Annotated in this window: 22 protein-coding genes; 15 read left to right on the top strand and 7 right to left on the bottom strand. The window is 74.6% G+C overall.

What is annotated here, in order from left to right:
- Both ACWDBB_RS31680 and ACWDBB_RS31675 read right to left on the bottom strand, forming a co-directional pair.
- Nucleotides 1–1,307, bottom strand: a 1,307-nt coding sequence (locus tag ACWDBB_RS31680) for a putative Ig domain-containing protein (protein ID WP_449792844.1), incomplete at its 3' end; no start/stop codon positions are given.
- A gap of 176 nt (nucleotides 1,308–1,483) precedes the next feature.
- Entirely contained in the window at nucleotides 1,484–2,401 is a 918-nt protein-coding gene (locus tag ACWDBB_RS31675; RefSeq protein ID WP_449792843.1) for a hypothetical protein, read from the bottom strand.
- A 150-nt stretch (nucleotides 2,402–2,551) separates the two neighbouring features.
- Between ACWDBB_RS31675 and ACWDBB_RS31670 the strand changes: the two genes are divergently transcribed.
- Both ACWDBB_RS31670 and ACWDBB_RS31665 read left to right on the top strand, forming a co-directional pair.
- Complete coding sequence (locus ACWDBB_RS31670) at nucleotides 2,552–3,673, top strand: alpha/beta hydrolase (RefSeq protein WP_449792842.1); 1,122 nt, start codon at nucleotides 2,552–2,554, stop codon at nucleotides 3,671–3,673.
- A 71-nt stretch (nucleotides 3,674–3,744) separates the two neighbouring features.
- On the top strand, nucleotides 3,745–6,219 hold the full coding sequence (locus ACWDBB_RS31665) for a glycosyltransferase family 39 protein (protein WP_449792841.1): 2,475 nt from the start codon (nucleotides 3,745–3,747) through the stop codon (nucleotides 6,217–6,219).
- A gap of 64 nt (nucleotides 6,220–6,283) precedes the next feature.
- Here the strand turns inward: ACWDBB_RS31665 and ACWDBB_RS31660 are convergent, their stop codons facing one another.
- Entirely contained in the window at nucleotides 6,284–7,852 is a 1,569-nt protein-coding gene (locus tag ACWDBB_RS31660) for an alpha/beta hydrolase (RefSeq protein ID WP_449792840.1), read from the bottom strand.
- Nucleotides 7,853–7,935: 83 nt separating this feature from the next.
- Nucleotides 7,936–8,715 (bottom strand): HNH endonuclease family protein, encoded by a 780-nt coding sequence (locus ACWDBB_RS31655; protein WP_449792839.1) that lies wholly within the window; start codon nucleotides 8,713–8,715, stop codon nucleotides 7,936–7,938.
- Between the two features lie 246 nt (nucleotides 8,716–8,961).
- On the opposite strand from ACWDBB_RS31655, the gene ACWDBB_RS31650 reads away from it, so the two are divergent.
- From ACWDBB_RS31650 to ACWDBB_RS31635, 4 genes are all read left to right on the top strand, one after another.
- Nucleotides 8,962–9,579 (top strand): nucleotidyltransferase family protein, encoded by a 618-nt coding sequence (locus tag ACWDBB_RS31650; protein ID WP_449792849.1) that lies wholly within the window; start codon nucleotides 8,962–8,964, stop codon nucleotides 9,577–9,579.
- Nucleotides 9,580–9,753: 174 nt separating this feature from the next.
- A complete protein-coding gene (locus tag ACWDBB_RS31645) occupies nucleotides 9,754–10,602 on the top strand; it encodes a hypothetical protein (protein ID WP_449792838.1) in 849 nt (282 codons plus the stop codon).
- Nucleotides 10,603–10,864: 262 nt separating this feature from the next.
- Nucleotides 10,865–11,707, top strand: a complete 843-nt coding sequence (locus ACWDBB_RS31640; RefSeq protein ID WP_449792837.1) for a hypothetical protein — start codon at nucleotides 10,865–10,867, stop codon at nucleotides 11,705–11,707.
- Between the two features lie 160 nt (nucleotides 11,708–11,867).
- Nucleotides 11,868–12,788 (top strand): (2Fe-2S)-binding protein, encoded by a 921-nt coding sequence (locus tag ACWDBB_RS31635; RefSeq protein WP_449792836.1) that lies wholly within the window; start codon nucleotides 11,868–11,870, stop codon nucleotides 12,786–12,788.
- A gap of 220 nt (nucleotides 12,789–13,008) precedes the next feature.
- On the opposite strand, the gene ACWDBB_RS31630 is transcribed toward ACWDBB_RS31635, so the two are convergent.
- Nucleotides 13,009–15,288 (bottom strand): SpoIIE family protein phosphatase, encoded by a 2,280-nt coding sequence (locus tag ACWDBB_RS31630; protein ID WP_449792848.1) that lies wholly within the window; start codon nucleotides 15,286–15,288, stop codon nucleotides 13,009–13,011.
- Here ACWDBB_RS31630 and ACWDBB_RS31625 point away from each other — a divergent pair.
- A complete protein-coding gene (locus ACWDBB_RS31625; RefSeq protein ID WP_449792847.1) occupies nucleotides 15,181–15,516 on the top strand; it encodes a pentapeptide repeat-containing protein in 336 nt (111 codons plus the stop codon). The genes ACWDBB_RS31630 and ACWDBB_RS31625 overlap by 108 nt on opposite strands.
- A 255-nt stretch (nucleotides 15,517–15,771) precedes the next feature.
- Here the strand turns inward: ACWDBB_RS31625 and ACWDBB_RS31620 are convergent, their stop codons facing one another.
- Entirely contained in the window at nucleotides 15,772–16,287 is a 516-nt protein-coding gene (locus tag ACWDBB_RS31620) for an ATP-binding protein (RefSeq protein ID WP_449792835.1), read from the bottom strand.
- A gap of 579 nt (nucleotides 16,288–16,866) precedes the next feature.
- Between ACWDBB_RS31620 and ureA the strand changes: the two genes are divergently transcribed.
- The 4 genes from ureA to ACWDBB_RS31600 all read left to right on the top strand — a co-directional run bounded on the left by ureA (nucleotide 16,867) and on the right by ACWDBB_RS31600 (nucleotide 21,064).
- Nucleotides 16,867–17,577, top strand: coding sequence for an urease subunit gamma (gene ureA, locus ACWDBB_RS31615; RefSeq protein WP_392869046.1), 711 nt, complete (start codon nucleotides 16,867–16,869; stop codon nucleotides 17,575–17,577).
- Nucleotides 17,574–19,295 (top strand): urease subunit alpha, encoded by a 1,722-nt coding sequence (locus ACWDBB_RS31610; protein ID WP_449792834.1) that lies wholly within the window; start codon nucleotides 17,574–17,576, stop codon nucleotides 19,293–19,295. The genes ureA and ACWDBB_RS31610 overlap by 4 nt, the downstream gene beginning before the upstream one ends.
- 43 nt (nucleotides 19,296–19,338) lie before the next feature.
- Nucleotides 19,339–20,388, top strand: coding sequence for an agmatine deiminase family protein (locus ACWDBB_RS31605; RefSeq protein ID WP_449792833.1), 1,050 nt, complete (start codon nucleotides 19,339–19,341; stop codon nucleotides 20,386–20,388).
- Between the two features lie 76 nt (nucleotides 20,389–20,464).
- A complete protein-coding gene (locus ACWDBB_RS31600) occupies nucleotides 20,465–21,064 on the top strand; it encodes a TetR/AcrR family transcriptional regulator (protein ID WP_449792832.1) in 600 nt (199 codons plus the stop codon).
- Between the two features lie 77 nt (nucleotides 21,065–21,141).
- Here ACWDBB_RS31600 and ACWDBB_RS31595 read toward each other — a convergent pair whose 3' ends face one another.
- Nucleotides 21,142–22,899 (bottom strand): protein phosphatase 2C domain-containing protein, encoded by a 1,758-nt coding sequence (locus ACWDBB_RS31595; RefSeq protein ID WP_449792831.1) that lies wholly within the window; start codon nucleotides 22,897–22,899, stop codon nucleotides 21,142–21,144.
- A gap of 386 nt (nucleotides 22,900–23,285) precedes the next feature.
- On the opposite strand from ACWDBB_RS31595, the gene ACWDBB_RS31590 reads away from it, so the two are divergent.
- The 4 genes from ACWDBB_RS31590 to pth all read left to right on the top strand — a co-directional run bounded on the left by ACWDBB_RS31590 (nucleotide 23,286) and on the right by pth (nucleotide 26,068).
- Nucleotides 23,286–23,753, top strand: a complete 468-nt coding sequence (locus ACWDBB_RS31590; RefSeq protein ID WP_449792830.1) for a hypothetical protein — start codon at nucleotides 23,286–23,288, stop codon at nucleotides 23,751–23,753.
- A gap of 100 nt (nucleotides 23,754–23,853) precedes the next feature.
- Nucleotides 23,854–24,519, top strand: a complete 666-nt coding sequence (locus ACWDBB_RS31585; RefSeq protein WP_449792829.1) for a DUF3105 domain-containing protein — start codon at nucleotides 23,854–23,856, stop codon at nucleotides 24,517–24,519.
- Nucleotides 24,516–25,250: a DUF305 domain-containing protein gene (locus tag ACWDBB_RS31580; RefSeq protein WP_449792828.1), complete on the top strand. Its 735-nt coding sequence runs from the start codon at nucleotides 24,516–24,518 to the stop codon at nucleotides 25,248–25,250. Before ACWDBB_RS31585 ends, ACWDBB_RS31580 begins: the two co-directional genes overlap by 4 nt.
- 230 nt (nucleotides 25,251–25,480) lie before the next feature.
- Complete coding sequence (gene pth / locus ACWDBB_RS31575) at nucleotides 25,481–26,068, top strand: aminoacyl-tRNA hydrolase (RefSeq protein WP_449792827.1); 588 nt, start codon at nucleotides 25,481–25,483, stop codon at nucleotides 26,066–26,068.
- Nucleotides 26,069–26,146 lie beyond the last annotated feature (78 nt).

Raw genomic sequence — 26,146 nt, 5'->3', positions numbered from 1 at the left:
CTCAGCGTCGCCTTGCAGCCCGCCGGGATGGTCACCGTCTGCGACAGCGAGTCCGAGTGGGTGGAGCCGTAGCCGTTCAGCCACGCCTTCCAGGAACCGCTGTGGGCCGCCTGGGAGGCGCTGCTGTCCACCACGCCGCTGGACGCCGTCCACGGGGTGGCCGTACCGGTCTCGAAGCCCGCGTTGCCCAGCAGCTGCGCCGGAGTGCAGCCACCGCCACCGGTCGAGACGGCCCAGGTGAAACTGGTGGAGGCCGACTTGCCCGCCGCGTCCGTCACGGTGACGGTCACGGTGGAGCTGCCGGCGGCGGAGACGGTGCCGGCGATGACACCGGTGGACGAGTTGATGGACAGCCCGGCGGGCAGACCGGTCGCGGCGTAGGACAGCGGGGCGGTGCCGCCGGAGGCGCTGATCTGGAGGTTGACCGTACCGCCCACGGCGGTGGACTGGTTGCCCGGGTTGGTGACGGTGACGGCGCCGCTGCCGGCCGGCTTGGTGAGCAGGCAGCCGGCCGTGTTGAGGTCGATGGCCCGGGTGGAGGAGTTCAGGCAGGTGGTGAACCAGTACGTCTCCTCGCCGTAGCTCTGGCCCTTGTAGGCCTTGGTGGTGCCGTCGGCGGCCACCTCGCACGGGTTGTTGAGGGTGCACATGGCGCCGTCGTCGTTGCCGGTGTTGTTGATGCCGATGATCCGCCCGCTGGCGGAGTCGACGATCGGCGAACCGGAGGTGCCGTGGGTGGTGTTGCAGCCGGAGCTGTAGCGCAGCGAGTCGTGCCAGGTCCACTCGTCCTCGCGCAGGGTCGGCACGAAGCCGTTCACGGAGCAGTTCCAGACCTGCTTCCAGTACGACGAGGGTATGTACATCGACGCGCCGTCGGTCGGGTGCGTGTCGCTGATGGTCAGCGCGGTGGCGCCGTACTTGGAGGTGATCGACCCGTAGGTGTCGGTGAGTTGGTAGAGCGCGACGTCGGTGCCGGTCATCGTCGCGTAGAGCACCTTGTCGGCCTGGACGGTGCCCAGGCTGTTGCCCGCACCGTCGAGCAGGGTGCCGCTACGGCTGGCGGTGGCGTTCTGGATCACCTGGCCGGCCGAGGGCATGGTCGGCAGGCAGTGCCCGTTGGTGAGCATCAGCGCGCGGTCGCCGGCCACCGAGGTGGGGTAACGGACCAGCGAGGCCGAGCAGTTGCTCAGGGCGATGGTGGAGGTCAGGTCGGCCGCCTGAACGGCGTGCGCGGGGGCGGCCGCGAAGGCCAGCCCGCCCGCGACGACGGCGCTCGTACCGGCCACCGCGACAATCCTCTTGAACATGGCTCTCCTTGTGGGGGATCGCGGGGTGTACGACTGGTCGCCGACGCCCGCGCCGCACGAAAGTGCCATGGCCACTTCAAGCGGTCAAGGATTGTGACCGAACTCGCCACTCCCCATGGCCTGTTGTGCCACCCGACGGCAACGACCCGTCCCGGTATGCCCGTTACGGGCCGGGGTTATGGCTGCGGGGCGGTGGCCACACTCCCCGACTCGGTCTTGGCGGGGGTACCCTCGCCCTCCTTCGCGCCGAGGGTCATCGTCCAGGTCGTCCCGGCCGGCTTGAAGTCGTACTTCTCGGAGAACTTGACGGAACGGCAGTTCTGCCAGAACTGTTTCTCGCCGGAATCCCAGTCCTCCCCGGCGAGGTAGTAGAAGTCGTACGAGCCCGCCTTGACGCCCTCGATGACGGCCTCCTTCCCCTTGGCCGCGTACACCGAGGCCACCGACGTGCCGTCCACCCCGATCGTGAAGACCACGTCCGTGGCGCTGTTGTTCTTGACCTCCAAGGTGCCCTTGCCGTTGCTCCCGCCGTCACGGACCAGGGTGCCGTTCTCCAGCACACGCGGCGTCGGCTGCGGCTTGGGCAGCTGCGGGACGGTGAAGGCGGCCTGCTGGCCGGCCGTCGCCAGCTTGGCGAGCGCCGCAGGGACGGCCACCAGCCCCTGACCGCCGCCGAGCTGCGCCTTGACGACACCGGCGGTGCAGTACTTCTTGAGGTTGAGGTCGGTGCGGATCGTCAGCGCCTCGGAAGAGAGCGTGCCCAGGCCCGCCACCAGCTCGGCACGCGCCGCGTCGGCCCCGTCCGGTGCGGCGGCGGCCTTCAGGTTCCGGACGGCGCGGTCGGCGTTGGACTCGGTGACGGCGAGCGCGGTCTCGACCTCCTTCATCGTCGTCGCCGCGGCCACCTTCGCCAGCCCGGCACCGACCGGCTCCAGGGACTGGGCGAGCGTCGTGCCGAACGGCGTCGCCGAAGCACTCGGCACCACCGTCGCCGAAGCACTCGGCGCCGCCGCCCGTTCCCCACCCCCACCGGAACACGCCGCCAGCAGCAGCACCCCGCCGACCGCCATGACCGCCCTGCCCCTGAACTCCACGACCCCACCCCACCGTCACCCCGGCGCACTCCCCGTACGCGTCGGGCGACATGCTGTCGAGCACGAACCACTCCGGTCAACCCGATTCGGACGGCCACCGGAAGGGGCCGCCCCCAGGGCCGTCCACGGAGGTCAACTACGATCGGGCCCGTGCTCAGTCTCACCGGACTCCCGCTCCAGATCATCGCCTCCCTCCTCGCGATAGCCGTCTTCGCCGCCACCATGTGGCTGTGGCCGCGGTTCGGCGGGAAGGGCTGGAAGGCGTGGCTGGGCCGGATCGGCGCGTTCCTGGCCACCCAGGTGTCGGTGCTGGCCGCGATGGGTCTGATCGCCAACAGCTACTTCGGCTTCTACAGCTCCTGGACGGACCTGCTGGGCACCAGCGGCGGGCTCGGCACGGTGGTCGACCACCAGCCCAACGCCTCCGGGGTGGCCGTCACCGGTGAGCAGAAGTTCTACTCCGCGCAGGGCTCGGACCCGGAGCGCTCCGGCCAGATCCAGAAGGTCGACGTCCGGGGGGCCGGCAGCGGGCTGACCACCGAGGCGTACGTCTACCTGCCGCCGCAGTACTTCCAGCCGGACTACGCCAAGCAGCGCTTCCCGATGGCCCTGGTGCTCACCGGCTACCCGGGCACCCCGGAGAAGCTGATCTCGCTGATGCAGTACCCGGCGTCGACGCTGGACGCGATAGAGCAGAAGAAGCTGCCGCCGACCGTCCTGGTGATGACCCGCCCCACCCTGGTCGGCGACCGGGACACCGAGTGCGTGGACGTGCCGAACGGCCCCCAGGTGGAGACCTTCTTCACCTCCGACCTGCCCAAGGCCCTCGCCACCACCTACCGGATCGGCACCGACCCGGCCAACCGGGCCGTGATCGGCAATTCCACCGGCGGCTACTGCGCGCTCAAGTTCGCGCTGCGCAAGCCCGACTCCTACCGCGCGGCGGTCGCCCTCTCCGGCTACTACAGCGCCGCCCACGACCCGACCACCGGCGACCTGTTCGGCGGCAGCGCCCAGCTGAAGCAGGAGAACGACCTGCTGTGGTGGCTGAAGAACCAGCCCGCGGCCCCCGTCTCGCTGCTGCTGACCACCGCGTACGACGAGAACAACTACGACGAGACCAAGGCCATGGTCGCCGCCTTCAAGGCCCCCACCAAGATGTCCACCATCACCCTGGACACCGCCGGCCACAACTTCCACACCTGGACCCGGGAGATCCCCCCGGCCCTGGAGTGGCTGGGCAAGCACCTCACCATGCCGCCGTCCGCCTGACGTTCCGGATCACACGCGTCTCACAGCCCCGTCTCACGGTCCTCTCAGCCGCGCCACGCACCGTGTCGCGCATGACCACGAGCAGCTACTCCCCTCCGGCCGGCGAACCATGGCCCGAGGCCGCGAACCACCCGCCGCCGGAGGCGCCGGCCCCGGTCCGGCCGGGCCCGGCACCGCTCTTCCCCGAGCAGCCCCTGCCGCCGGCCGGCCCCAAGGGCCCGGCCTCCTGGTCCGGCCGGCTGCGCACCCTCCCCGCCCGCGCCTGGCGCGGGCGCGCGGACGACCCGCGCTGGGTGCGCCCGGCCCTGCTCGCGCTGCTGGCCGCGACCGCCGTCCTCTACCTGTGGGGCCTGAGCGCCTCCGGCTGGGCCAACTCCTTCTACTCGGCCGCCGTGCAGGCCGGCTCCCGGAGCTGGAAGGCCTTCTTCTTCGGCTCCTCGGACGCGGCGAACTTCATCACCGTCGACAAGCCCCCGGCCGCGCTGTGGCCGATGGCGCTGTCGGCGCGGGTCTTCGGCCTCTCCTCCTGGTCGGTCCTCGCCCCGCAGGCGCTGATGGGCGCGGCCACCGTCGGCGTGCTGTACGCGACGGTGCGCCGCCGCTTCTCCCCGCTGGGCGGCCTGCTGGCGGGCGCCGCTCTGGCGCTCACGCCGGTCGCGGCGCTGATGTTCCGCTTCAACAACCCGGACGCGCTGCTGGTGCTGCTGCTGACGCTGGCGGCGTACGGGCTGGTGCGGGCGGTCGAGGCGGCGGGCACCCGGTGGCTGGTCTTCACCGGGGTGGTGTTCGGCCTCGCCTTCCTCACCAAGACCCTGGCGGCCTTCCTGGTGCTGCCCGCCTTCGCGGTGATCCACCTGGTGGCGGCGCCCACCGGGTTCTGGCGGCGGGTGCGCCAGAGCCTGCTCGCGGGCGCGGCGCTGCTGGTCTCGGGCGGCTGGTGGGTGGCGATCGTCGAGCTGGTGCCCGCCTCGGCCCGCCCGTACATCGGCGGCTCGCAGGACAACAGCTTCCTCTCGCTCACCTTCGGCTACAACGGCCTCGGCCGGGTCGACGGCAACGAGCGCGGCAGCGTGGGCGGCGGCGGCCGGATGCCGGCCGGGCTGGACCTGCCGGGCGGCGCCACGGCGCACGGCGGCGGCCGTGGCTGGGGCGAGACCGGGCTGACCCGGATGTTCGGCACGGACATCGGCGGGCAGATCGCCTGGCTGCTGCCGGCCGCGCTGATCCTGCTGGCCGTCGGCCTCTGGGCGACCCGTCGCCACGCCCGCACCGACACCGCCCGCGCGGCCTTCCTGGTCTGGGGCGGCTGGCTGCTGTCCACCATGCTGGTCTTCAGCTTCATGTCCGGGATCTTCCACCAGTACTACACGGTGGCGCTGGCCCCGGCGGTCGCGGCGCTGGTCGGCATGGGCGTGGACGGGCTGTGGCGGGCCCGGCACCGGCTGCCCTGGGCGCTGGTGCTGGCCGGGACGCTCGCGGTGACGGCGGTCTGGGCGTTCGTGCTGCTCGGCCGCAGCCCGGGCTTCCTGCCGTGGCTGCGCTGGGCGGTGCTGGTCGGCGGTCTGGTGGCGGCGGCCGCGCTGGTCGCCGGGCAGGTGGCCGGACGGGCCTCCGGCCGGACCGGCGCGCGGATCGCCTCGGTGGCGGGCCTGGTGGGCGTGGCGGCGGCGCTCGGCGGACCGGCGGCGTACGCGGTGGACACGGTGAACACCCCGCACACCGGCTCGATCGTGACCGCGGGGCCGGGCGTGGACGGCGCGTCCGGGCCCGGCGGCACGGGGCGCAGGGGCGGCAACGGCGCGAAGGGCTTCCCCGGTGGCGGCAACGGGCGCTGGTTCGGCCAGGGCGGGCAGAACGGCCAGGGCGGGCAGAACGGCCAGGGCGGTCAGGGCGGCCTGCCGGGCTTCCCGGGTGCCCAGGGCTTCAACGGCGGGCAGGGCTTCACCGGCGGGCAGGGCTTCACCGGCGGGCAGGGCTTCAACGGCGGGCAGGGCTTCGACGGCGGCGGTACGGGCTCCGAGCACGCCGGCGGCCGCCACGAGCGCGGCACCGGCGGCACCGGCACCGGCGGCGTCCCCGGCCTGCCGGCCCCCGAGGCCCCGGGCAGCCTCACCGGCGGCTCGGCCGGCGGCCCGCCGCCCGGCGGCATGGGCGGGCTGCTCGACGGCCCCAAGGTGACCGGCGAGGTCGCCGCCGTGATCGAGGAGAACGCCGACCACTACACCTGGGCGGCCGCCACGATCGGCTCGCAGACCGCGGCCGGCTACCAACTCGCCACCGGGGAACCGGTGATGGCCCTCGGCGGCTTCAACGGCACCGACCCCTCGCTGACCCTGGCCGGCTTCCGGAAGTACGTCGAGGAGGGGAAGGTGCACTGGTTCATCGGCGCGGGCGGCTCCCACCGCGGCTTCGGCGGCGGCGCGGGCGGCGACGGGGGCGGGCAGCAGAGCGAGTCCGCCCAGATCGAGTCCTGGGTGACGGCGCACTACACGGCGAAGACCATCGGCTCCACCACCTTCTACGACCTGACGGCCCCCACCTCCTGAGCCCGAACCCCCGAGGGGGCGTGCCGCGTTCGCGCGGCACGCCCCCTCTCCCGTCCCCGGTTCCTCAGTCCGACGGGCAGTGCGTCCCGGCCGCCGGCAGCCGGCCGTCCACCAGGTAGGAGGCCACCGCGTCCCGGACGCAGCCGCTCTTGTCGTACCCGGTGTGCCCGTCGCCGTCCCGGGTGAGCAGCACCCCGCGCTCCAGCCCGGCGGCGAGCCGCTGCGCCCAGGCGTACGGGGTGACCGGGTCGCCGGTGGAGCCGATCACCAGGATCGGGGCGCTGCCCGCCGCCCGGATCGGCCGCGGCGGCTCGGGGCTGTGGAACGGCCAGGGGCGGCAGTCCGGGTCGAGCAGGGTGCCCACCGGGTCGTGGCCGCTGACCAGCGGGGCGCGGGCGGCGAGTTCGGCGAGGGCCGGGCGCAGTTCCGCGTCGGTGGGCGGGGGCGGGCCGTCCGCGCAGGAGATGGCGGCGTAGGCGTCGGCCGGGGTCCGGTAGCGGCCGTCCTCGTCGCGGCGGTCGGCGCCGTCGGCGAGGGCGAGCAGGCCCTCGGCCTCGCCCCGGGTGACGGCCGGTGCGAGGGCCTCGCGCAGCCGGGGCCAGGAGCGGCGGCCGTCGGAGAGCACGTCCAGGGCGGCGTCCCAGCCGAGCGCGGCGGTGAGCGCGCGGCCGTCGGCGGCGCGCAGCGGGTGGTCGCGCAGTCCGTCGAGGAAGCGGGCGAGGCGCTGCGGGGCGGCGGCGGGGTCGGCGCCGAGCGGGCAGGCCGCTCCGTCGTCGGCGGCGCAGGCGGCGGCGAAGGCCCGGAGCCCGGCCTCGGCGGCGGCGGCCTGTTCGGTGCCGAGCCGCGCGGCGGGGGCGCCGTGGTCGACGGCGCCGTCGAGGACGAGCCGGCCGGTGCGGTCGGGGAACTGCTCCGCGTAGACGGCGCCGAGGTGGGTGCCGTAGGAGAAGCCGAGGAAGTCCAGGCGGCGTTCGCCGAGGGCGCCGCGCAGGACGTCGAGGTCGCGGGCGGTGTCGCGGGTGCCGAGGTGCCGGAGCAGGTCGGCGTGCCGGGCGCGGCAGGCCTCGGCGAGGATCCGGCCGTGGTCGTAGGCCGGGTCGTCGGTGGCGTCCCACTGGTCGCGGGTGCGGTCGTCCAGGCAGTGGACCGGGGTGGTGTCGCCGGCGCCGCGCGGGTCGAAGCCGACCAGGTCGTACCGGTCGTGCAGCGGCCCCTGGTAGCCCTTCCATCCCCAACGGACCATGTCGACGCCGGAGTTGCCGGGGCCGCCGGGGTTGAGCAGCAGGGCGCCGAGCCGGTGCGCGCGGTCGGCGGCGGGCACCATGGCGAGGGCGACGTCGACGGTGGGCCCGCCCGGGTCGGCGTAGTCCAGCGGGACCTTGAGGGTGGCGCACCGCACGGCGGCCCGGTCCGGGTCGTCGCCGTCCTCGTCGGGGCAGTGCCGCCAGTCGATCCGCTGGTCGTAGAGCGCGCGCAGGGCGGGCGCGGCGGTGGCGGCGACCCGCTCGGCCAGCGGCGGCCGGTCGGGCGGGCCGGGGGCGGTGCCCGTGCAGCCGCTCGACAGCGCGAGGGCGAGTGCGGCGGCGAGGGCGGGCAGGGTGCGCCCGGGCGGGCGGGGGAGCCGGGGGATCATCGGGGCCACCGCCCACAAGTACCACCCGGCACGCGCCGCGCGCACACCGCACCCGCCTGCGGCTGCACGGGATTAACGTTTCGTCAGCCGCCACACTGCTGGAGCATGGCCTTCTTGTCGGCCTCGGAGACGGGCAGCTGGTACTTCAGCGAGACCTGGGCGAAGCGCACCGCGTAGGAGCAGCGGATCTCGGTGTTGGCGGGCAGCCAGGTGGCCGGGCCGGAGTCGCCCTTGGAGGCGTTCTGCGAGCCGTCGGCGGGGATCAGGTTGAGCGGGTCGTTGGCGATCTGGACGCGCTTGGCCTTGTCCCACTTGCTGGCACCCATCTGCCAGTCGTAGGACAGCGGCATCACGTGGTCGATCTGGATCTTGGAGGCCTGCTGCTTGGTCCACTGGACGCTCTTGCCGGTGTACGGGTCCCAGATGGTCATCGCGGTGACGGTGCAGTCCGAGCCGTCCTTGTGCTCGACGCCGGTGCCGTCCCGGGCGAGCAGGTCGTTGCGGGTGTCGCACTTGTTGCCGCCGAACGGGACGCCGTCAACGTTGTCCGTCCAGGCGGGGCCGAACTCGTTGCGGTCGTAGCCGTCCTTGGTTCCGACGGCGGCGGTGGCGACCTTGGCTATGACGTCCCGGCCGGCCTTCTGCTCCTCGGGGGTGGTCAGCGGCGCCAGGCCGGGCTTGGTGCCGTCCGGGTTCTGCAACGGGCTGGTGCCGGTGGCCCCGGCGGCGGGGGCGGCTGTGCCGCCGTCGGCCTTGGGGCCGGTCGACTTGTGGTCGCGGCCGCCGATCAACCAGCCGACCAGCGCGAGCGCGCATATCAGGAACACGGTGGCGGCGGACAGCGTGGAGCGGCGGGCGGGCACGGAGAACTCCCGGGTTCAGGGGCGGGTTGACGGCGAACCAGCAGATCAGCCGCCCCGAGAGCAGGTCAAGCCGACGCCACGCGGCGGCCCGGAGCATGTCGAAGCTCACACCTGCTCACACCTGCTCACACCCGCTCCCCCGCGAGGGCGTCCGGCCGGCGGACGCGGCGCCCCTCGCCGGCCCCCGCCGCGCACGCCCCGGCCCCGACCGGGCAGGCTGGCCCCGTGAAGACACCACCTGACCCCATGCAGACACCACCGACACCCGCCGGGCCGGGCCCGGTCGCCGCCCTGATCCTCGCCGCCGGGGGCGGGAGCCGCCTCGGCGGGCGCCCCAAGGCACTGCTGCGGTACGGGGGACGGCCGCTGGTGGAGCACGCGGCGGCGGTGGTCCGGGCCGGCGGCTGCGCGGACGTCACCGTGGTGCTGGGCGCGCAGGGCGACCGGGTACGGGCCACCGCGCACCTGCCGGGCTGCCGGCTGGTCGGCAATCCGGACTGGAAGCAGGGCATGGGCGCCTCGCTGCGGGCCGGCCTGGCCGCGCTGCCGCCGCACGCCTCGGCGGCGCTGGTGATGCTGGTGGACACCCCGGGCGTCACCCCGGCCGCGGTGTCCCGGTTGCTGGCCGTCCACCGGGCGGGCGCCGACCTGGCCGCCGCGGCCTACGACGGGCGGCGCGGGCACCCGGTGCTGATCGGCGCCCGGCACTTCGCCGAGGCGGCGGCGGGCGCCCGGGGCGACGCCGGGGCCCGCGCCCTGCTGACGGCGCACGCGGCGGAGCTCGTCCTGGTCGAGTGCGCCGACGTCGCCGTCCCGGACGACCTCGACACCCCCGCCGACCTGGCCCGCTGGTCCGCGGGGTGAACGTCCAGGTCCGGCCCGCCGGGCATCCCCCCGCGGAAGGATTCCGCCCCTACCCGGGTGGGCAGGAGCCCCTGATCCGTCCCTGAGGATTGCCCCATTCCGCGTCCGGCGCCGGACATTTCGGGGAGCATGGGAATCGTCCCACCCACCCGACACCGACGGACGGAGCCCGCGATGGCCGGACTGCCCGACGACTACACCGGACACGACCCCACACGGCCGGGGCCGGGCGGTGGCGCCCGGGCCATCCGCTGCCCCGCCTGCCGCCGCGAGCACCTCTACGAACCGCCGTCCCTGCCCTGCCCGTGCGGGGCCTCGCTCAAGGTGCCGCTGCTGCGCGGCGGGGTGCCGGTGCAGGTGCGCTTCCGCTCCTGGGAGGACTCCTGGCTGAGCATGCGCTGCCCGCACTGCGGCCGCTCCGACCAGTGGCCGCAGCCCGAGTTCACCTGCAACTGCGGCGCCACCGTCCGGCTACCGGTCGACCGCGCCACCCGGCTGGGCACCGGCACCGCCGCCCCGCTCGCCGCCTCCGGCCCGCAGGCCGCCCGCCCGTACCCGGCCCACCCGGTGAACGTGCCCACCCCGGCCCCGCCCGCGCCGCCCACGGCCGGCCGCTCCCGCCCGTTCCGCCACCGCACGCCGTTCCGCCCGCACCCGGTGCGCACCTCGCAGGACGCGGTGTTCACCGCCGCCCGCTACCTGGAGTGGCTCGGCTTCGACGACCTTGAGCTGACCGAGGCCCAGGAGCGCGACGGGGTCACCCTGCTGGGCAGCCGGATGGTCGCCCAGGTGGACACCTGGACCGAGCCCGCCGACGTGAAGTCGGTCGAGTGCCTGTGGCTGCAGACCCTGCACGCCGAGGAGATGGCCGCCGCGATGTTCACCCTCGCGGGTTATTCGCACCAGGCCACCGTGCGGGGCGAACAGCTGCTGGTCGCCCTGTTCAGCCTGGACCTGGCGGGTGTGCCGCAGCCCGCGAACGGCGCCGCCGAGGCCCTGATGGAGACCGGCTGGACCTCCTGACCCACCGGGCCGCCCGGCGGGCGGCCCCCTTCCCCTCCTCTTCCCCCTCCTCCGCGTCTCCTCCCGTGCGCACCCCTAGATCATTTTTCCTCCAAAAGCAACAACCTTCGCTCGTGATCTGGTGCACAAGCTCACCCCCGTGTTGAATTGCGGCCACAGCGCGGGCCTTTCGCCCTGTCGTCGTCATGCGCACGGGTCGTGGCGGCAGGGCCTCAGGGGCGGGTCCGCGCCCTTGCCGGATGGCGCACACAAGGAGGTGGCGTTGTCGGAGCACGGATGGGACCCGAGCGGCCCGGAGGGGCGGGGGCGGGCGGCAGCGGAGGAGCCGGGTGACACCGTGTGGCGGCTGAGGTCCCGGGGGTGCTGGCAGGAGGCCGCCGAACTGCTGCGACCGGCCGCCGAGCACGACCCGGCCACGGCCCTGGGGCGGGCCGAACTCCTCATCGAGCAGTGCCTGTTCACCGCCGCGAACTGGACCCAGGCGGAGCAGGCGCTGCGCCTGGCGGAGGCGCTGGCCTCCGGCACCGAACAGCGCGCGGCCGCCGCCTGCGCCCGCGGCTTCCTCGCGTACGTGGCGAGCGTGCTCGGCCCGCGGGACCGGCTGGACGAGGCGCAGGCCGCGCTCGGCCGCACCTCGGCCCTGCTGCCACCGGACGCCCCGGGCCGCCCGCTGCTGGACTTCCGGCGCGGGCTGGTCGCCGAGAACCTGCTGCGCGACCGCAGCGCCGCCTGGATCGCCTACCGCCGGGCGCACGACGGCGCCGGCGAGCGCGGGGACGAACTGCTGCGCTCGTACACCTGGCGACACCTGGCCGCACTGGCGCTCTCCCGCGGGGACCGCGGGAACGCCCGGGAGGGCTTCGACGCCTCCCTACGGCTGCGCGAGCAACTCGGCTTCACGGTGGGGGTGGCGCCGGCGCTCGCCGCGCTCGCCGAGGTGTCCGAGCCGCCCGAGGCGGCGCGGCTGCGGGCCGAGGCAGCCCGGCTGGTGGCCGCCCTGGGCGGAGTGCCGGTCTGGCTCGCGCGCCAGCTGGGGCTCCGCCGCACGCCGGGGGCTCTCACGGACGGACGCATCCCGAGCGAGACCGGGGGGACAATCAGCTAAGGTGAGGCTAACCTGGCCGGGGGGAGCAGTACCCCGGCCAGGTCGCCTTGCCGTTCCCCGGGCACCGCCATGCCCCGGCCCGGCCGCGTCCGGCGCGCCACCGCCGCCGGGCACCGCCGGGCGGACCATGGGCGCCCCGGTCGACCCGAGGGGGCCGCCCATGACCGCGAGCACCCGGCCCGGCCCCACGCCGCGCGCCCCCCGCACCACCGGCGCGCGCACCCCCGTCCCCGCTCCCGCCCCCACCACCCCGGGCGCGCCCTCGTACCACCGGCTGTCCGGGCTCACCCCCATCCTGACGGTGCGCTGCGCCCGGCCCCGGCACGGCGACGGCTGGCTGACCGCCGCCGACCTCGCCGCCCGCCCCGAGACGGTCCGCGAGCTGATCGCCCACGACGCCCGGCAGGGCCTCGCCCGCTACGGGCGGCCGCTGCGCCCGGACGTCGCGGCCGGCTTCGGGCTGCACCGCTTCGTCTGGCCGGTCTCGCTGCTGTTCACACTGCCCTGGTTCCTGGAGCGGCGCGTCCCGCTGCTCGCGCTCGGGGACGTCGCGCTGCACCGACGCCCCGACGCGGTCGAACTGACCGTCCGCCCGGCGGAGTTCGTCTGCCTGCCGGAGGATCCTGCGGCCGGCTCGGGCCAGGCCGGGTCGGTGCCGGACGAGCCGGCGCTGGCCGCCGCGCTGCGGTCCGCGCTGGGCGCCTTCCTGGCCCCGGTGCTCACCGCCTTCGGCCCGGAGGCGCGGCGCGGACCCCGGGTGCTGTGGGCGATGGCCACCGACGCCGTGGTGGAGGGGCTCTGTTACGCGGGCGGACTGCTCGGGGAGCAGGAGCGGGCGCGCGCCGAACTGTCCACGCTGCTGGCGCCCGGCGAGCCCCTCGACCCCGCGCACACGCCCGGCGCGGACGGCCGGCCCGCCCCCGCACCGGCCCCCTTCACTCCGGGCGCCGGCTTCGCACCCCCGGCGCCCGGGTCGGGCGGCGCCCCGGGCCCGGAGCGCTCCCGGGCCAGTTGTTGCCTCGTCTACACCGCGGATCCGCAGGACATGTGCGGCGGCTGCCCTCGCGTCACGCGGCGTTGACGAAAACCCGTGCGATATCAGGTTCGAAAAGCCCGTCATTCCGGGAACGATCCGCCGCGCATTCCTACGACCGTGCGATCGTCACCGGGCCAGAAATCCCTCTCCTCAGCGCATTGCCGGCGAATCCGCCAACGGGTCGGCACGGAACGGTTCGCGGCGGAGCGCGAGGTGGAGCCGGCCGGGGGCGCGGTCGTCCAGCCGGGCCTGAGCCGACGGGGCCTCAGGCCGCCGCCGACGCCGTCCCGCTGAGCTCGAACCACATCCGTTTGCCGGAGCCGCGCGGCTCCACGCCCCAGGAGTCCGCGAGTGCCTCGACCAGCATCAGTCCGCGTCCGGAGGAGGCCTGCTCCCCCGGCGTGCGGCGGGTCGGCCAGAGGTCCGACTCGTCCTCCACCTCGACCCGCAGCCGGGCCCGGCCACCGTCCGCCTCCGGCTCCCGGTAGAGCCGGGCGGTGAACATGGCGTCCCGGTCGGTGTGCCGGATGGCGTTGGTGACCAGTTCGGAGGAGAGCAGCTCGGCGGTGTCGATGAACTCGGCGACGCCCCAGCGGCGCAGCGCGTCGCGCAGCTCGGCCCGGACCTCGGCGACCCGCGCGAGGTCGGCCTGGCCGATGCGGCGGCGCAGCTGCTGGGCGGCCAGGCCGCCGGCCGGGCCGTCCCAGCGCAGGAGCAGCAGCGCTATGTCGTCCTCGCGCTCGCTGGAGTCGGCGGCCTGGGAGGCGATCCGGTCGGCCAGCTCCTCCAGCGGGTCGCGGGCGGCCTCGGCGGCGTCCGGCAGCGGGCGGGCGAGCGTCCGGGTGAGCCGGGCGACGCCCTCGTCGAGGTCCATGCCACGCGCCTCGACCAGGCCGTCGGTACAGAGCAGCACGGTCTCGCCAGGGTCCAGGCTGAACCGGGTGACGCGGTACTCCTGGTCCGGGTCGATGCCCAGCGGCAGCCCGCCGGCCACCGGCACCACGGCGGCGGTGCCGTCCGCGCGGCGCACCACCGGGTCGAGGTGGCCGGCCCGGACCGCGTAGACCACGCCGTAGTCCACGTTGACCTCGGCGTAGGTGCAGGTCGCGAAGTGGTCGGTGTCCAGGTCGGCGAGGAAGCGGGAGGCGCGGGCCATCACGGCGGCGGGCGGGTGGCCCTCGGCCGCGTAGGCGCGCAGCGCGATCCGCAGCTGGCCCATGATCCCGGCGGCGTGCACGTCGTGGCCCTGGACGTCGCCGATCACCAGGCCGACGTGCCCGCCGGGCAGCGGCACCACGTCGTACCAGTCGCCGCCGATCTGGAGGCCGGAGCCGGCCGCGAGGTAGCGCACGGCGGTGGTCACGCCCGGGACGGACGGGACGGTGCGCGGCAGCATCACCCGCTGGAGGCCGGCCGCGAGCTCGTGCTCGGCGTCGTGCAGCCGGGCCCGGGCCAGCGACTGGGCGACCAGCCCGCCCAGGGTGGACAGCAGGGTGCGCTCGTCGGCGTCCAGCTCGCGCTCGTCGTCGAAGCTGACCACGCAGACGCCGATCGCCCGGCCGCTGGCGACCAGTGGCAGGTACGCCCAGGAGCCCCGGCCGCCGCGGCTGGTCGGCTCCCACACCTCGGGGTAGCCGTCGCGGAACTCCTCGCGGGTCGACACGAAGACCGGCGCCCGGTGGCGCAGCGCCTCCGCGGCCGGGTGGCCGGTCGGCAGCACGGTGCGGTCCCAGACGGCCAGCGTGTCGGCGCGGTAGCCGGAGGCGCCGAGGATCTGGGCCCGTCCGGCCTCGAAGGAGGCCAGCACCAGGCCGTCCGGCGGCAGTCCGGGCAGCGGCAGCTCGGTGAACACCCGGGCCACGTCACGCACGGTGACGGCTTCGGAGAGGGCGCGCGCCGCCTCCTTGATGAACCGGGAGCGCTCCTCGCGCAGCTGGGCCATCCGGTCGGCGTGGTCGCGCTTGTGCAGCTCGACGGTGGCGTCCCAGACGAAGCCGACCATCCGGGAGGCCCGGCCGAAGGCGTCGGCGAGCACCCGGCCGCGGAAGCGCACCGCGCGCATGCCGCCGTTCGCCCCGACGGTGCGGTAGTAGGCGCCGCACTGGCCCAGCTCAGCGACCGCGCGCTCGACCCGGCGGCGCACCACGGGCGCGTCCTCGGGGTGCAGCAGGGTCAGGAAGGAGGCGGCGGTGCGGTCGAAGCGGACCCGCTCCAGGGCGTCCAGTCCGACGATCGCGCAGGCCCGCTGGTCGCCCTCCAGGACGTCGCGGCGGATGTCCCAGTCGAAGGAGCCGATGCCGTTGGCGGCCATCGCGGGCTCCAGCCAGTCCGGCATGGTGTCCGCGGTGGAGGGCGGCAGCCCCCCGGAGAGCACGGGCGCGAGCCGGGCGGCGGCGAGGCTCGGGGACGGGCGCACCGCGGAGCCGCGGCGCGAGGGCTGGGCGGGCGGCCTGCCCCGGCCGCTCCCGGGGGTGCGCGGCTCCGGGGCGCCCGGCTCCACGGCTCTCGGCTCGGCGACGCGCGCTCCGACGGCTCCCGGTTCCACGGCTCTCGGCTCGACGGTGCGCGGTTCCACGGCTCTCGGCTTGGTGGTCCTCGACTCCACGGTCCTCGGCTCTACCGTTCGCGGCTCGACGACGGGCGACGCGCCGGGAGGAAGCGCCGGCCCCGGCGACTCGGGCTCAGTGGGCATGCTGCTCCTGCCGCTGCCGTGGCGGACCGCGCCGACCGTCCGGACGGGCCGCGTGGCGGTGTGATGGGTCGTGCTGGATAGGACGGTGCGACGGGCGGTGGCCAGTCGAGGTTCGGTCTCCCCGCTGCTTCCCGCACGTGGACACACATTCCCACCATCCTGGCCAATGTTCGGCCGAGCGGCAATGCCAACGGGCCGGAAACCTTCCGTTCCGCCTTCTGTTCAGGGCTTGCTTCGACGGCGAATCAATCGACGACAAACAATCGTACGACCATACCGGCGATGGCGGCCCGGAACCGTAAGGGCGCAGGTCCCGGGCGTCGACGGGTGCGCGGCTCAGGGCGTGGCGAGTTCGAACCAGGTGACTTTGCCGTCGCCGCGCAGCTGCACGCCCCAGGAGTCCGCGAGCGCCTCCACCAGCTGCAGGCCGCGCCCCGAGGTGGCGTACTCGGCCTCCGGATCGCGGCGGCGCCCGGGAAGTCTGCTGGTGCCGTCCTGCACCTCGACGCGCAGCCGGTGGTCCGTGCCGAGCACCGCATCGAACACCGCGCCCTTGCCGGTGTGCAGCAGCGCGTTGGTGACCAGCTCGGAGGAGAGCAGCTCGGCGGTGTCGGAGAGCTCCGGCACCCCCCAGTGGCTCAGCGCCGAACGCAGCCGGTGCCTGACCGCGCCCACCCCGACCAGGTCCGCCGGGTCGAGCGTGAGGTGCAACCGCCGGTGCAGGGCACACCCCGGAGCCGGTGTGCCCGGCAGGGTCGTCCCGGTGCCGACGACCGGCCCCTGGACCGGCCCGGACCGGTAGGCGTCGCCGGAACTCGTCCGCTGCCGCGGGAATCGCGACTGACCGTCCATCAACACATGCCCCCGCCCTGGAATCCGGGCCCCCTGCCTCCGGATCCCCCGCCGGCCGGGTGGCCCCCTCGTTCTGACCACTCATCCTCATGCCCAGTTGACGGCGTTTGCAACAGTGTGCGTCCGATCACGTGGGGTGAAAGGGGCACGGGGTGGTTCGCGTGATCCAACTGCCCGCGCCGGACAGGTTTGCGAAGCGCAGAGGCCGTTTTCGAGGACGCCCCCGCCCGATCCCGCGCACACCCGGCGCCCGTACGGACCGCACGCCCGACCACGCGCCCCCTGCCCCGCTCCCCCGCGCGCTGGTCCACGGCGCCGGCCCGCGGCCCCGTCGGAGCCGTCGCCCCCGCTCCCCCGCCGGGCCCCTCACTCCCGTCCCCCGCCGGGCCCCTCACCCCCGTCCCCCGCCCGGCAGGCCGAACGCCCGCGGAGCGGCAACGCTGGACAGGGCGGCCCGGTCCGGGTTCAATGACCCCGAGATGTTTGAACGGCGTTCTAACATCTCCCCAGGCACCCCCGAGGCCCGAGCCGACGCCCCCTGCCTGGCCGAGGGGCCCGACGACCCGCGAGCGAGGAACCGTGCGACTGACCCCCACCGAACGGGACCGGCTGCTGATCTTCACGGCAGCCGAACTGGCCCGCGCCCGCCGCGCCCGGGGCGTGCGCCTCAACATCCCCGAGGCCACCGCCCTGATCGCGGACACCGTCTGCGAGGCCGCCCGCGACGGCCGGCGCCTGGCCGAGGCCATCGAGGCCGGCCGCTCCGTGCTGACCGCCGCCGACGTGCTGCCCGGCGTGCCGGACGTGGTCACCGTCGTCCAGGTCGAGGCCGTGTTCGAGGACGGCACCCGCCTCGCCGTCGTCAACGACCCGTTCAAGGGCGCCGGCTCGCTCGGCGACGAGGCCCCCGGCAGCGCGCTGATCGGCGACGGCACCGGCTACGACCCGGTCGAGGAGACGCTGCTGCTCCCCGTCCACAACACCTCCGGGGTGCCGATCTCGGTCACCTCGCACTTCCACTTCTTCGAGGCCAACCCGCGTCTGGCCTTCGACCGGGCCGCCGCCTACGGAACCCACCTGGCCGTCCCGGCCGGCTCCTCGGTGCGCTTCGACCCCGGCGCCACCGTCGAGGTCGGCCTGGTGCCGATCGGCGGCGAGCGGGTCGCGATCGGCTTCGCCGGGCTCGTGGACGGCCCGCTGGACGCGCCCGGCGCCAAGGAGGCCGCCCTGGCGAAGGCCCGCGCGACCGGCTACCTGACCAGCTTCGACGACCCGGAGGTGGGGGAGTGACCTCGATCACCCCGCACGACTACATCGCCGTCCACGGCCCGCGTGCCGGGGACCGCGTCCGGCTCGGCGACAGCGGGCTGATCGTCCGAGTGGAGTCCGACTCCCAGGCGCCCGGTGACGAGTTCCTGGCCGGCTTCGGCAAGACCGCCCGCGACGGCCTGCACCTCAAGCCCGCCGCCGTCCGGGACACCTGCGACGTGGTGATCAGCAACGTGCTGGTGATCGACGCGGCCCAGGGCATCCGCAAGACCTCGATCGGCCTGATCGGCGGCCGGATCGCCTCGATCGGGCGGGCCGGCAACCCGGACACCCTGGACGGCGTGGACGTGGTCGTCGGCACCGGCACCACCATCGTCTCCGGCGAGGGCCTGATCGCCACCGCCGGCGCCATCGACACCCACGTGCACCTGCTCTCGCCGCGGATCATGGAGGCCTCGCTGGCCTCCGGCGTCACCACGATCATCGGCCAGGAGTTCGGCCCGGTCTGGGGCGTCGGCGTCAACTCCCCCTGGGCGCTGCGCCACGCCTTCAACGCCTTCGACGCCTGGCCCGTCAACATCGGCTTCCTGGGCCGCGGTTCGTCCTCCGACGAGGCCCCGCTGATCGAGGCGCTGGCCGAGGGCGGCGCGTCCGGCTTCAAGGTGCACGAGGACATGGGCGCGCACACCCGCGCCCTGGACACCGCGCTGCGGGTCGCCGAGGAGTACGACGTGCAGGTCGCCCTGCACACCGACGGCCTGAACGAGTGCCTCTCCGTCGAGGACACCCTGAAGGTCCTCGAAGGCCGCACCATCCACGCCTTCCACATCGAGGGCTGCGGCGGCGGACACGTCCCCAACGTGCTGAAGATGGCGGGCGTGCCGAACGTCATCGGCTCCTCCACCAACCCCACCCTGCCCTTCGGCCGGGACGCCCTCGGCGAGCACTACGACATGATCGTCTCCGCCCACGACCTCAAGCCCGACCTGCCCGGCGACGCCGCGATGGCCCGCGACCGCATCCGGGCCGGCACCATGGGCGCCGAGGACGTGCTGCACGACCTCGGGGTCATCGGCATCACCTCCTCCGACGCCCAGGGCATGGGCAGGGCCGGCGAGACGGTGCGCCGCACCTTCGCCATGGCCGGGAAGATGAAGGCCGAACTCGGCCCGCTCGACGGCACCGGCTCGTACGGGACGACGGAGGACGGCGACGACAACGAGCGCGTGCTGCGCTACATCGCCAAGCTCACCATCAACCCGGCCATCGCGCACGGCCTCGCGCACGAGGTCGGCTCGATCGAGGTCGGCAAGCTCGCCGACATCGTGCTGTGGCGCCCGGACCACTTCGGCGCCAAGCCGCAGCTGGTCCTCAAGGCCGGCTTCCCCGCGTACGGCGTGGTCGGCGACCCCAACGCCTCCACCGACCGCTGCGAACCCCTCGTTCTCGGACCGCAGTTCGGCGCCCACGGCGCGACCGCCGCCGACATCTCGGTGGCCTTCGTCGCCCAGGTCGCCGCCGACGGCGCCTACCTCGACCAGGCCGCCGACGGGCTGCCCACCCGCCGCCGCCGGGTCGGCGTGCGCAACACCCGCGGCATCGGGCCGCGCGACATGGTGCGCAACGCCCGCATCGGCCGGGTCGAGGTCACCGAGACCGGCCTGGTCTCGCTGGACGGCTCGCCGCTGCGATCCGAGCCCGCGGACAGCGTCTCGCTCAGCCGCCTCTACTTCCTCTGACCCCCGACGATCCGGCCAAGGCCCAGGACTCCCTTAGGACTCGATGATGACCACCACCACGCCCGCCTCGCTCGGCTACCGGATGCCCGCCGAGTGGCACCCGCACGAGCGCACCTGGATGGCCTTCCCCACCGCCAACCCGACGTTCGACGGCCCCGAGCAGCTGCACGCCGCCCGCCAGGCCTGGGCCGCCGTCGCCGACACCATCGTCGGGTACGAGCCGGTCACTCTGATCGTCAACACCGGCGAGACGGAGGAGGCGCGCAAGTACGTCTCCGAGCGGGTCGAGATCGTCGAACGCCCGCTGAACGACGCGTGGATGCGCGACATCGGCCCGTCCTTCCTGATCGACGGCAAGGGCTCGCTGGCCGCCGCCGACTGGATCTTCAACGGCTGGGGCGCGCAGTCCTGGGCCCGCTGGGACAAGGACCAGCACATCGCCGAGCACATCAGCGAACTGACGGATGTTCAGCGCTTCGCCTCCCGGCTGATCAACGAGGGCGGCGGCATCCACGTCGACGGCGAGGGCACGGTGCTGGTCACCGAGACCGTCCAGCTCGGCGAGGGCCGCAACGCGGACTGGACCAAGGAGGAGGTCGAGGCCGAGCTGCACGCCTTCCTCGGCACCACCAAGGCGATCTGGCTGCCGCGCGGACTCACCCGCGACTACGACGAGTTCGGCACCCGCGGACACATCGACATCGTCGCCTCCTTCGTGCGCCCGGGCGTCGTGGTCGCCCACGTCCAGCCCGACCCCTCGCACCCGGACCACGAGGTCTGCCGCGAGCTGGTCGCCGTCCTGCGCGCCTCCACCGACGCCCAGGGCCGACCCCTGGAGGTCATCGAACTGCCCGCTCCCACCGTCCTGCTGGACGAGGACGGCGAGCCCGTCGACTACTCGTACATCAACCACTACGTGGCCAACGGCGCGGTCGTCCTGTGCGCCTTCGACGACCCGCGCGACCAGGAGGCCGCCGCGATCCTCGCCGAGGCCTACCCGGGCCGCACCGTCGAACTCGTGGACGCCCGCGAGATCTTCGCCAACGGCGGCGGCATCCACTGCATCACCCAGCAGCAGCCGAAGGCGCTCTGACGCCCCACCCGGGTGGGCGCCCCGCGCGCCCACCCGGGTAGCCTTCCGAGCGCCGTTCCACCGAGGAGACCCGCACATGGCCGACCCCCGCCCGCGCCGGCCGGCCCGCCCCCGCGAGGAGGTCTTCGCCACCGCGCGGGCCGCGATCGCCGAACACGGGCTCGCCAAGCTCACCATGGCCGGGCTCGGCAAACAGCTCCAGATGAGCGCCGGACACCTGCTCTACTACTTCGGCAGCAAGGACCAGCTGCTGCTGGAGACCCTCCGCTGGAGCGAGGGCCGGCTCGGCGCCCGCCGCCGTGAGGCCCTCGCCGACCACTCCCTCGACCCCTGGCAGCGCCTCGACGCCTACCTGCGCCTCTACCTGCCGGAGGGCCCGGGCGACCCGCGCTGGATCCTCTGGGTCGAGGTGTGGGGCCGCTCCCCCGCGAGCGCCGAGATCCGCCAGGGGCAGCAGGAGATCGAGGCCCCCTGGCAGGCCGACCTGGTCGCCCTCATCGAGGAGGGCGCCGCCGCCGGCCACTTCACCCCGGGGCCCGCCGCCGACCGCGCGGTACAGATCCGCGCCCTGCTCGACGGCCTCGCCGTCCCCGTCGCCATCGGCCTCCCGGACGCCCACCGCCCCGTCGCCCTCACCCAGGCCACCGCCGTCACCGGCGTCCTGCTGCGCGCCTGACGCGCCGCCCCCGGGCTTGACGCGCCCCGGCCCTGGCCGGTCCGATCCTGGCTGTTCCGGCCCTGGCCGGTGCGGTGTCACTCGGTCCAGACGGCGGCGGCCGTGCGGTCGTCGGCGTAGCCCTTGGCACGGACCTGCACCTGGCGGAGGAAGTCGACGGTGCCCGGGGGGTGGGGGTGCGTCCAGTGGGTGGACAGGAAGTGGGCGACGGCCGGCTCGTCGGCGACCGGGCGGGCGAGACCCGGGGTGCAGAGGAGCAGGATGTCGCCCGGTGTCGCGGGGACGAGCCGGAACCGGAACGGACGCGGGCCGGGCACCGGGGCCTCCGGCACCGGCGGCTGACCGTCCGGATGGTGCAGCAGGCGGGCCGCGTACGCGTCGATCCAGTGGCCGGAGCGCAGCAGGTAGAGCCCGCCCGGGCCGACACCGAAGGCCGCGCGGTAGGCGGCCCCCGGGTCCAGTGACACCAGCAGGCAGTGCAGCGAGGCCGGGGACGGCGTCTCCTCCGGCCGGGGCGCCAGGGCGCGCAGCGGGGCGGCCGCGCCGGTGGCCAGCCGCTGGAGGCCGTAGCGGAGCCGGTCGCGGGCGCCGTCACGCAGGTCGGCGGCCAGGCCGGCCCGGCTGCGCCCGATCGCGGCGGCGAGCTGGTGGCACGCCTCGCCGGTGGCGGCCGCGACCGCCTCCGGGGCGGGCGCCTCGTCCTCCGCGCCGCCGCCCGTACGGTCGAAGCCGCCGAGGACGGCGAGCAGCAGGCCGTCGGGGCCCTCGCCGAACCGGGTGACCAGCAGGGCGTCGCGTCGCGGCTCGCCCCGGTAGCGCGCGGAGTCGCCCCGGACGGAGGCGGCGCGCAGCACGGTGGAGCCGTACTGGGCGCCGTCCAGCACGGTGTCCGGTACGAGGGCGTGCAGGGCGCCCGGATCCGCCTCGGGTACGGCGGTCGGCTCGGGTCCGTACGTCGGGGGGCGTTCGCCGACGTGCGGGACGGCGGCGCCGCCGTCGGCGAGCGGTGCGCGGACGGCCAGGCGGGGATCGAGGACGGCCTGGGCCGCGGGTTCCGGGTCGGGCTCGGGGGTGTGGACGGGTTCGGGCTCGGGGGTGTGGGCGGTTTCGGGGGCCTCGGGCTCTGGTGCGGGATCCGGTTCGGGGGTGCGCTCCGGCTCGGGTTCCGGCTCGGGGGTGGGCGGCGGGGTGGGCTTCTCCAACGAGACCGGGTCCGAGACGGGTACGGCCGTGGGCTCCGGGGCTGGTTCGGCTGCCGATGCCGGCTCAGGGACGGGCGCGGCCTTCGGTGCGGGCTCGGGTTCAGGGACCGGCGCGGCCTTCGGTGCGGGCGCGACCTTCGGTGCGGGCGCGGCCTTCGGTGCGGGCGCGGGTTCAGGGACCGGCGCGGGCTCCGGTGCGGGCGCGGCCTTCGGTGTGTCGTCGGCGAAGGCGGGGGCCGGGAACCGGTGGGTCTCCGTGGAGGTCCGCTGTCGCCCGATCCCCGCCGATCCGCCGCCGATCACGCCGACCGCCGTGTCGAACCAGTCGTCGATGCTGTCCCGGGTGTCCGAGCCCGCCGGGGCGTCGGGTTCCGCGGAAGGCTCCACCACAGCCTCGGCAGCCGACCCCGACGCCGAGGCCGACCCCGACGCCGGCTCCGGCTCCGGCTCCGGCTCCGCCGACCGCTGCTGACCGATGAGCCCGACCGCCGTGTCGAACCAGTCGTCCACGCTGCCGTCGCCGGGGTCGGCGTGCGGGGTGTCCGGAAGGGTGCCCGCCGGACCGTCGTAGACGGCGTCCCACCAGCCGTCGTCCGGCCGGTGCGGCTCTGCGGGTGCACCCTGCTTGCTCATCTGGCGGCTCCTGGTCGTTCCGTGGTCGCGCCGCCCCGGCGGGCCGGGCTGACGACATTGTTCTCCACCCGCGAGGACCCTGTCCGGGTTTCGACGACAACCGGTCACCCACCGGAAAGTCCCGGCCACCGCGCTCACCAGCCGGTTCGCCGGACCGCACCGGGTGCGTCACCGGTTCGTCCGCTTCCGTTCCGTCCGTGCTTGCCGGATGTGTCCGGAGCAGGGCGTTTCCTGGTCATCCGGGCGCTCGGGCCGCCGAAAATGGGGGCTGATGGGGGGCATCGCATCACTCGTTCGGCTGATTAAATGTGCGCATGACCGCGTCGGCCCCCAGTTCGCCCCGACCGGGGAGGGCCGCATCCGCGGGCCGCCCGGCGGGTGGGCTGTTGGTCCTGCTGCTCGTCACCCTGTTGACACTGCTGCCCTGCGCGGGCCAGTCGAAGGCGGCGGACGGCTCCGGCCATCCGGCCCCGCCCCGGGCCCCGGTCAGCGCCGTCACCGTGGTCAGCGTGGTCAGCGTCCAGGTCGCCACCGGGCAGACCTCCTACACCGGCCGCGCCGCGAAGGTCACCAAGTCCGCGAAGCCCTCGGACCACCACCGGACGGCCGAGGAGCAGGGGCACTGGATCCTCTGCACCGCCGGCGGCGAGCCGCCGCGCAACAACGGCTGCTCCAGCCACCCGTTCTGCCCGCAGGACGCCCAGCTGCCGAACCCGCCGCCGCAACCGCAGCCCGCCGTGTCACCCCTGACCCCGGCCGCGCCCGAGGCGCCGCCCCGGGTGGTGCCCGCCGGTCTGCTGGACGGCGCACACCCTGTTCCCGACCTGCACGAACTCCAGGTCCACCGGTCCTGAGTGGAACCCACCGCCGGCGCGCCGCCGGCGGATCCGCCCTTCCTCTCACTCCAGCTGACCGCCGCCACCGACCGGTGCGGCGGGGACAAGGACGACCACCATGGGTTCCGCCTCCAAGCAGTCCAACAAGCCCGGCGGCAAGCAGGACGGCCTCGACCGCCGCGCCCGGATCGCCGAGCTGCGCGCCGCCGAGCAGCGCCGCGACCGCCGCAACAAGATCGTCGCCTCGGTGGCGGCCGGTGTGCTGGTGGTCGGTGCGATCGCCACCGGCACCTGGATCGTCATGGACCAGAACCAGAAGAAGAAGGACAAGGAGGTCGCCGCCAACGCGGACATCCCGGGCGTGAAGACCTTCGGCGAGCTGAGCCGCACCCACGTCAAGGACAAGGTCACCTACCCGATGACCCCGCCGGTCGGCGGCGACCACAACGCGATCTGGGCGGACTGCATGGCCCACGTCTACGACCAGCCGCTCGAGAACGAGCGCGCCGTCCACTCGCTGGAGCACGGCGCGGTCTGGGTGACGTACAACGGCAAGGCCACCCCGGACGACCTCAAGATCCTCTCGGACAAGGTCAAGAAGACCCCGTACTCGATGATGAGCCCGTACCCGGACGAGCAGGGCACGATCACCCTGAACGCCTGGAGCACCCAGCTGATCGTGGACAGCGCCACCGACCCGCGGGTGGAGGAGTTCTTCACCAAGTACGTCCAGGGCAAGCAGACCCAGGAGCCGGGCGCCTCCTGCACCATGGGGCAGATGTGACCGCCGCCGACGCCGGCCGCCCCGACGCGTCCGCCCCCGCAACGGCAGCGGCCACGGCGGACGCCGTCGAGGAGGGCGGGGCCCCGCGCCGCCGCCGCATGTGGTGGCCGGCCGCGCTGGCCGCCGCCGTGGCGCTGGCGCTCGGGGTGCCGGCCCTGGTGGCGAGCGGGACCTCCGCGTCCGGCTCGTCCACGCTGTCCGTCCCCGCGGACGACTCCCCGGAGGCCGGGTTCGCCCGCGACATGGCGACCCACCACCAGCAGGCGGTGGACCTGTCGTTCGTCGTCCGGGACCGCACCGCCGACGAGCCGACCCGCACCCTGGCCTTCGACATCATCAACACCCAGGCCAACCAGCGCGGGATGATGATGGGCTGGCTGGACCAGTGGGGGCTGTCCCAGCACTCGACCGCCACGCCGATGGCGTGGATGAAGATGGGCCACGACTACCAGGCCCACGACGGTTCGCTGATGCCCGGCATGGCCACCAACACCCAGATCGCGAAGCTGCGCACACTCAGCGGGCGGGACGCCGAGGTGTTCTACCTCCAGCTGATGATCGAGCACCACAAGGGCGGCGTCGAGATGGCCCAGGGCTACGTCGACAAGGCCCGGAACGATGCCGAGAAGCGGCTCGCGCAGACGATGGTGGTCGCCCAGACCTCCGAGCTCCAGCTGATGACCGACATGCTCAAGGAGCGCGGCGCCGAACCCGGCGTGCCCGCCTCCTGAGCGGTCGTCCACGGGGCGCGCTCCCTGCGTGTTCCGCGTGTTCGGCATGCGCTGCGATTGCCGTGTGTGCCGTGTGTGCCGTGTGCCGCGCATGCCGTGTGTGCTGCACGTGCGACGTGTTCCGTGCGCTTCCCGGACGGCCGGAGCGCGGCGGGAACGGTCCCGTACCGTCCCCGCCGCGCTCCGGCCGTCCGCCGTCCTTCCCCCCACACCCTCCGGAGACTCCCCGCATGACCCCCGACGACCCCTGGCTGATCGCCGGACTGGGCAACCCCGGCCCGTGGTTCCGGCTCACCCGGCACAACGCGGGCTTCCTCGCCGTGGACCGGCTGGCCGAGCGCCACGGCGCCCGGTTCCGCCGCCGCGGCATCGCCACCCGGGTGGCCGGGATCGACGTCGACGGCCACCGGGTGCTGCTGGCCAAGCCGCTGTGGTCCATCAACCTGTCCGGGCGCCCGGTGGCCGCGCTGCTGCGCCGCCACGGCGTCCCGGTCGAGCGGCTCGTCGTGGTGCAGGACGACCTGGACTTCCCGTTCGGCTCCGCCCGGCTCAAGCGCGCCGGCGGACCCGGCGGCCACAACGGCGTGCGCTCGGTCGGCGAGGTGCTCGGCACCCGGGACTTCGTCCGCCTGCGGTTCGGAATCGGCCGTCCGCCGAAGGGCCAGAGCGTCGGGGACTTCGTGCTGAAGAAGTTCTCGGAGGATGAACTGGCCGCCCTGCCTCACGAGTTGGACCGCTGCGCGGACGCCCTGGAGACCCTGGTGCGGCGCGGCCTGAACCGGGCCCAGGACATCCTGAACGCCCGTACGGACGCCTAGCCGGCTGGTTCTGCCGGCTCGCCTCGGGGCGCTCCGGCGTGATTCGCTGGGCTCAGGTCGCTGGGCTCAGGTCGCTGG

The organism is Kitasatospora sp. NPDC001095 (assembly GCF_053598615.1).
This window is presented reverse-complemented; position numbering and strand designations above follow the sequence as displayed.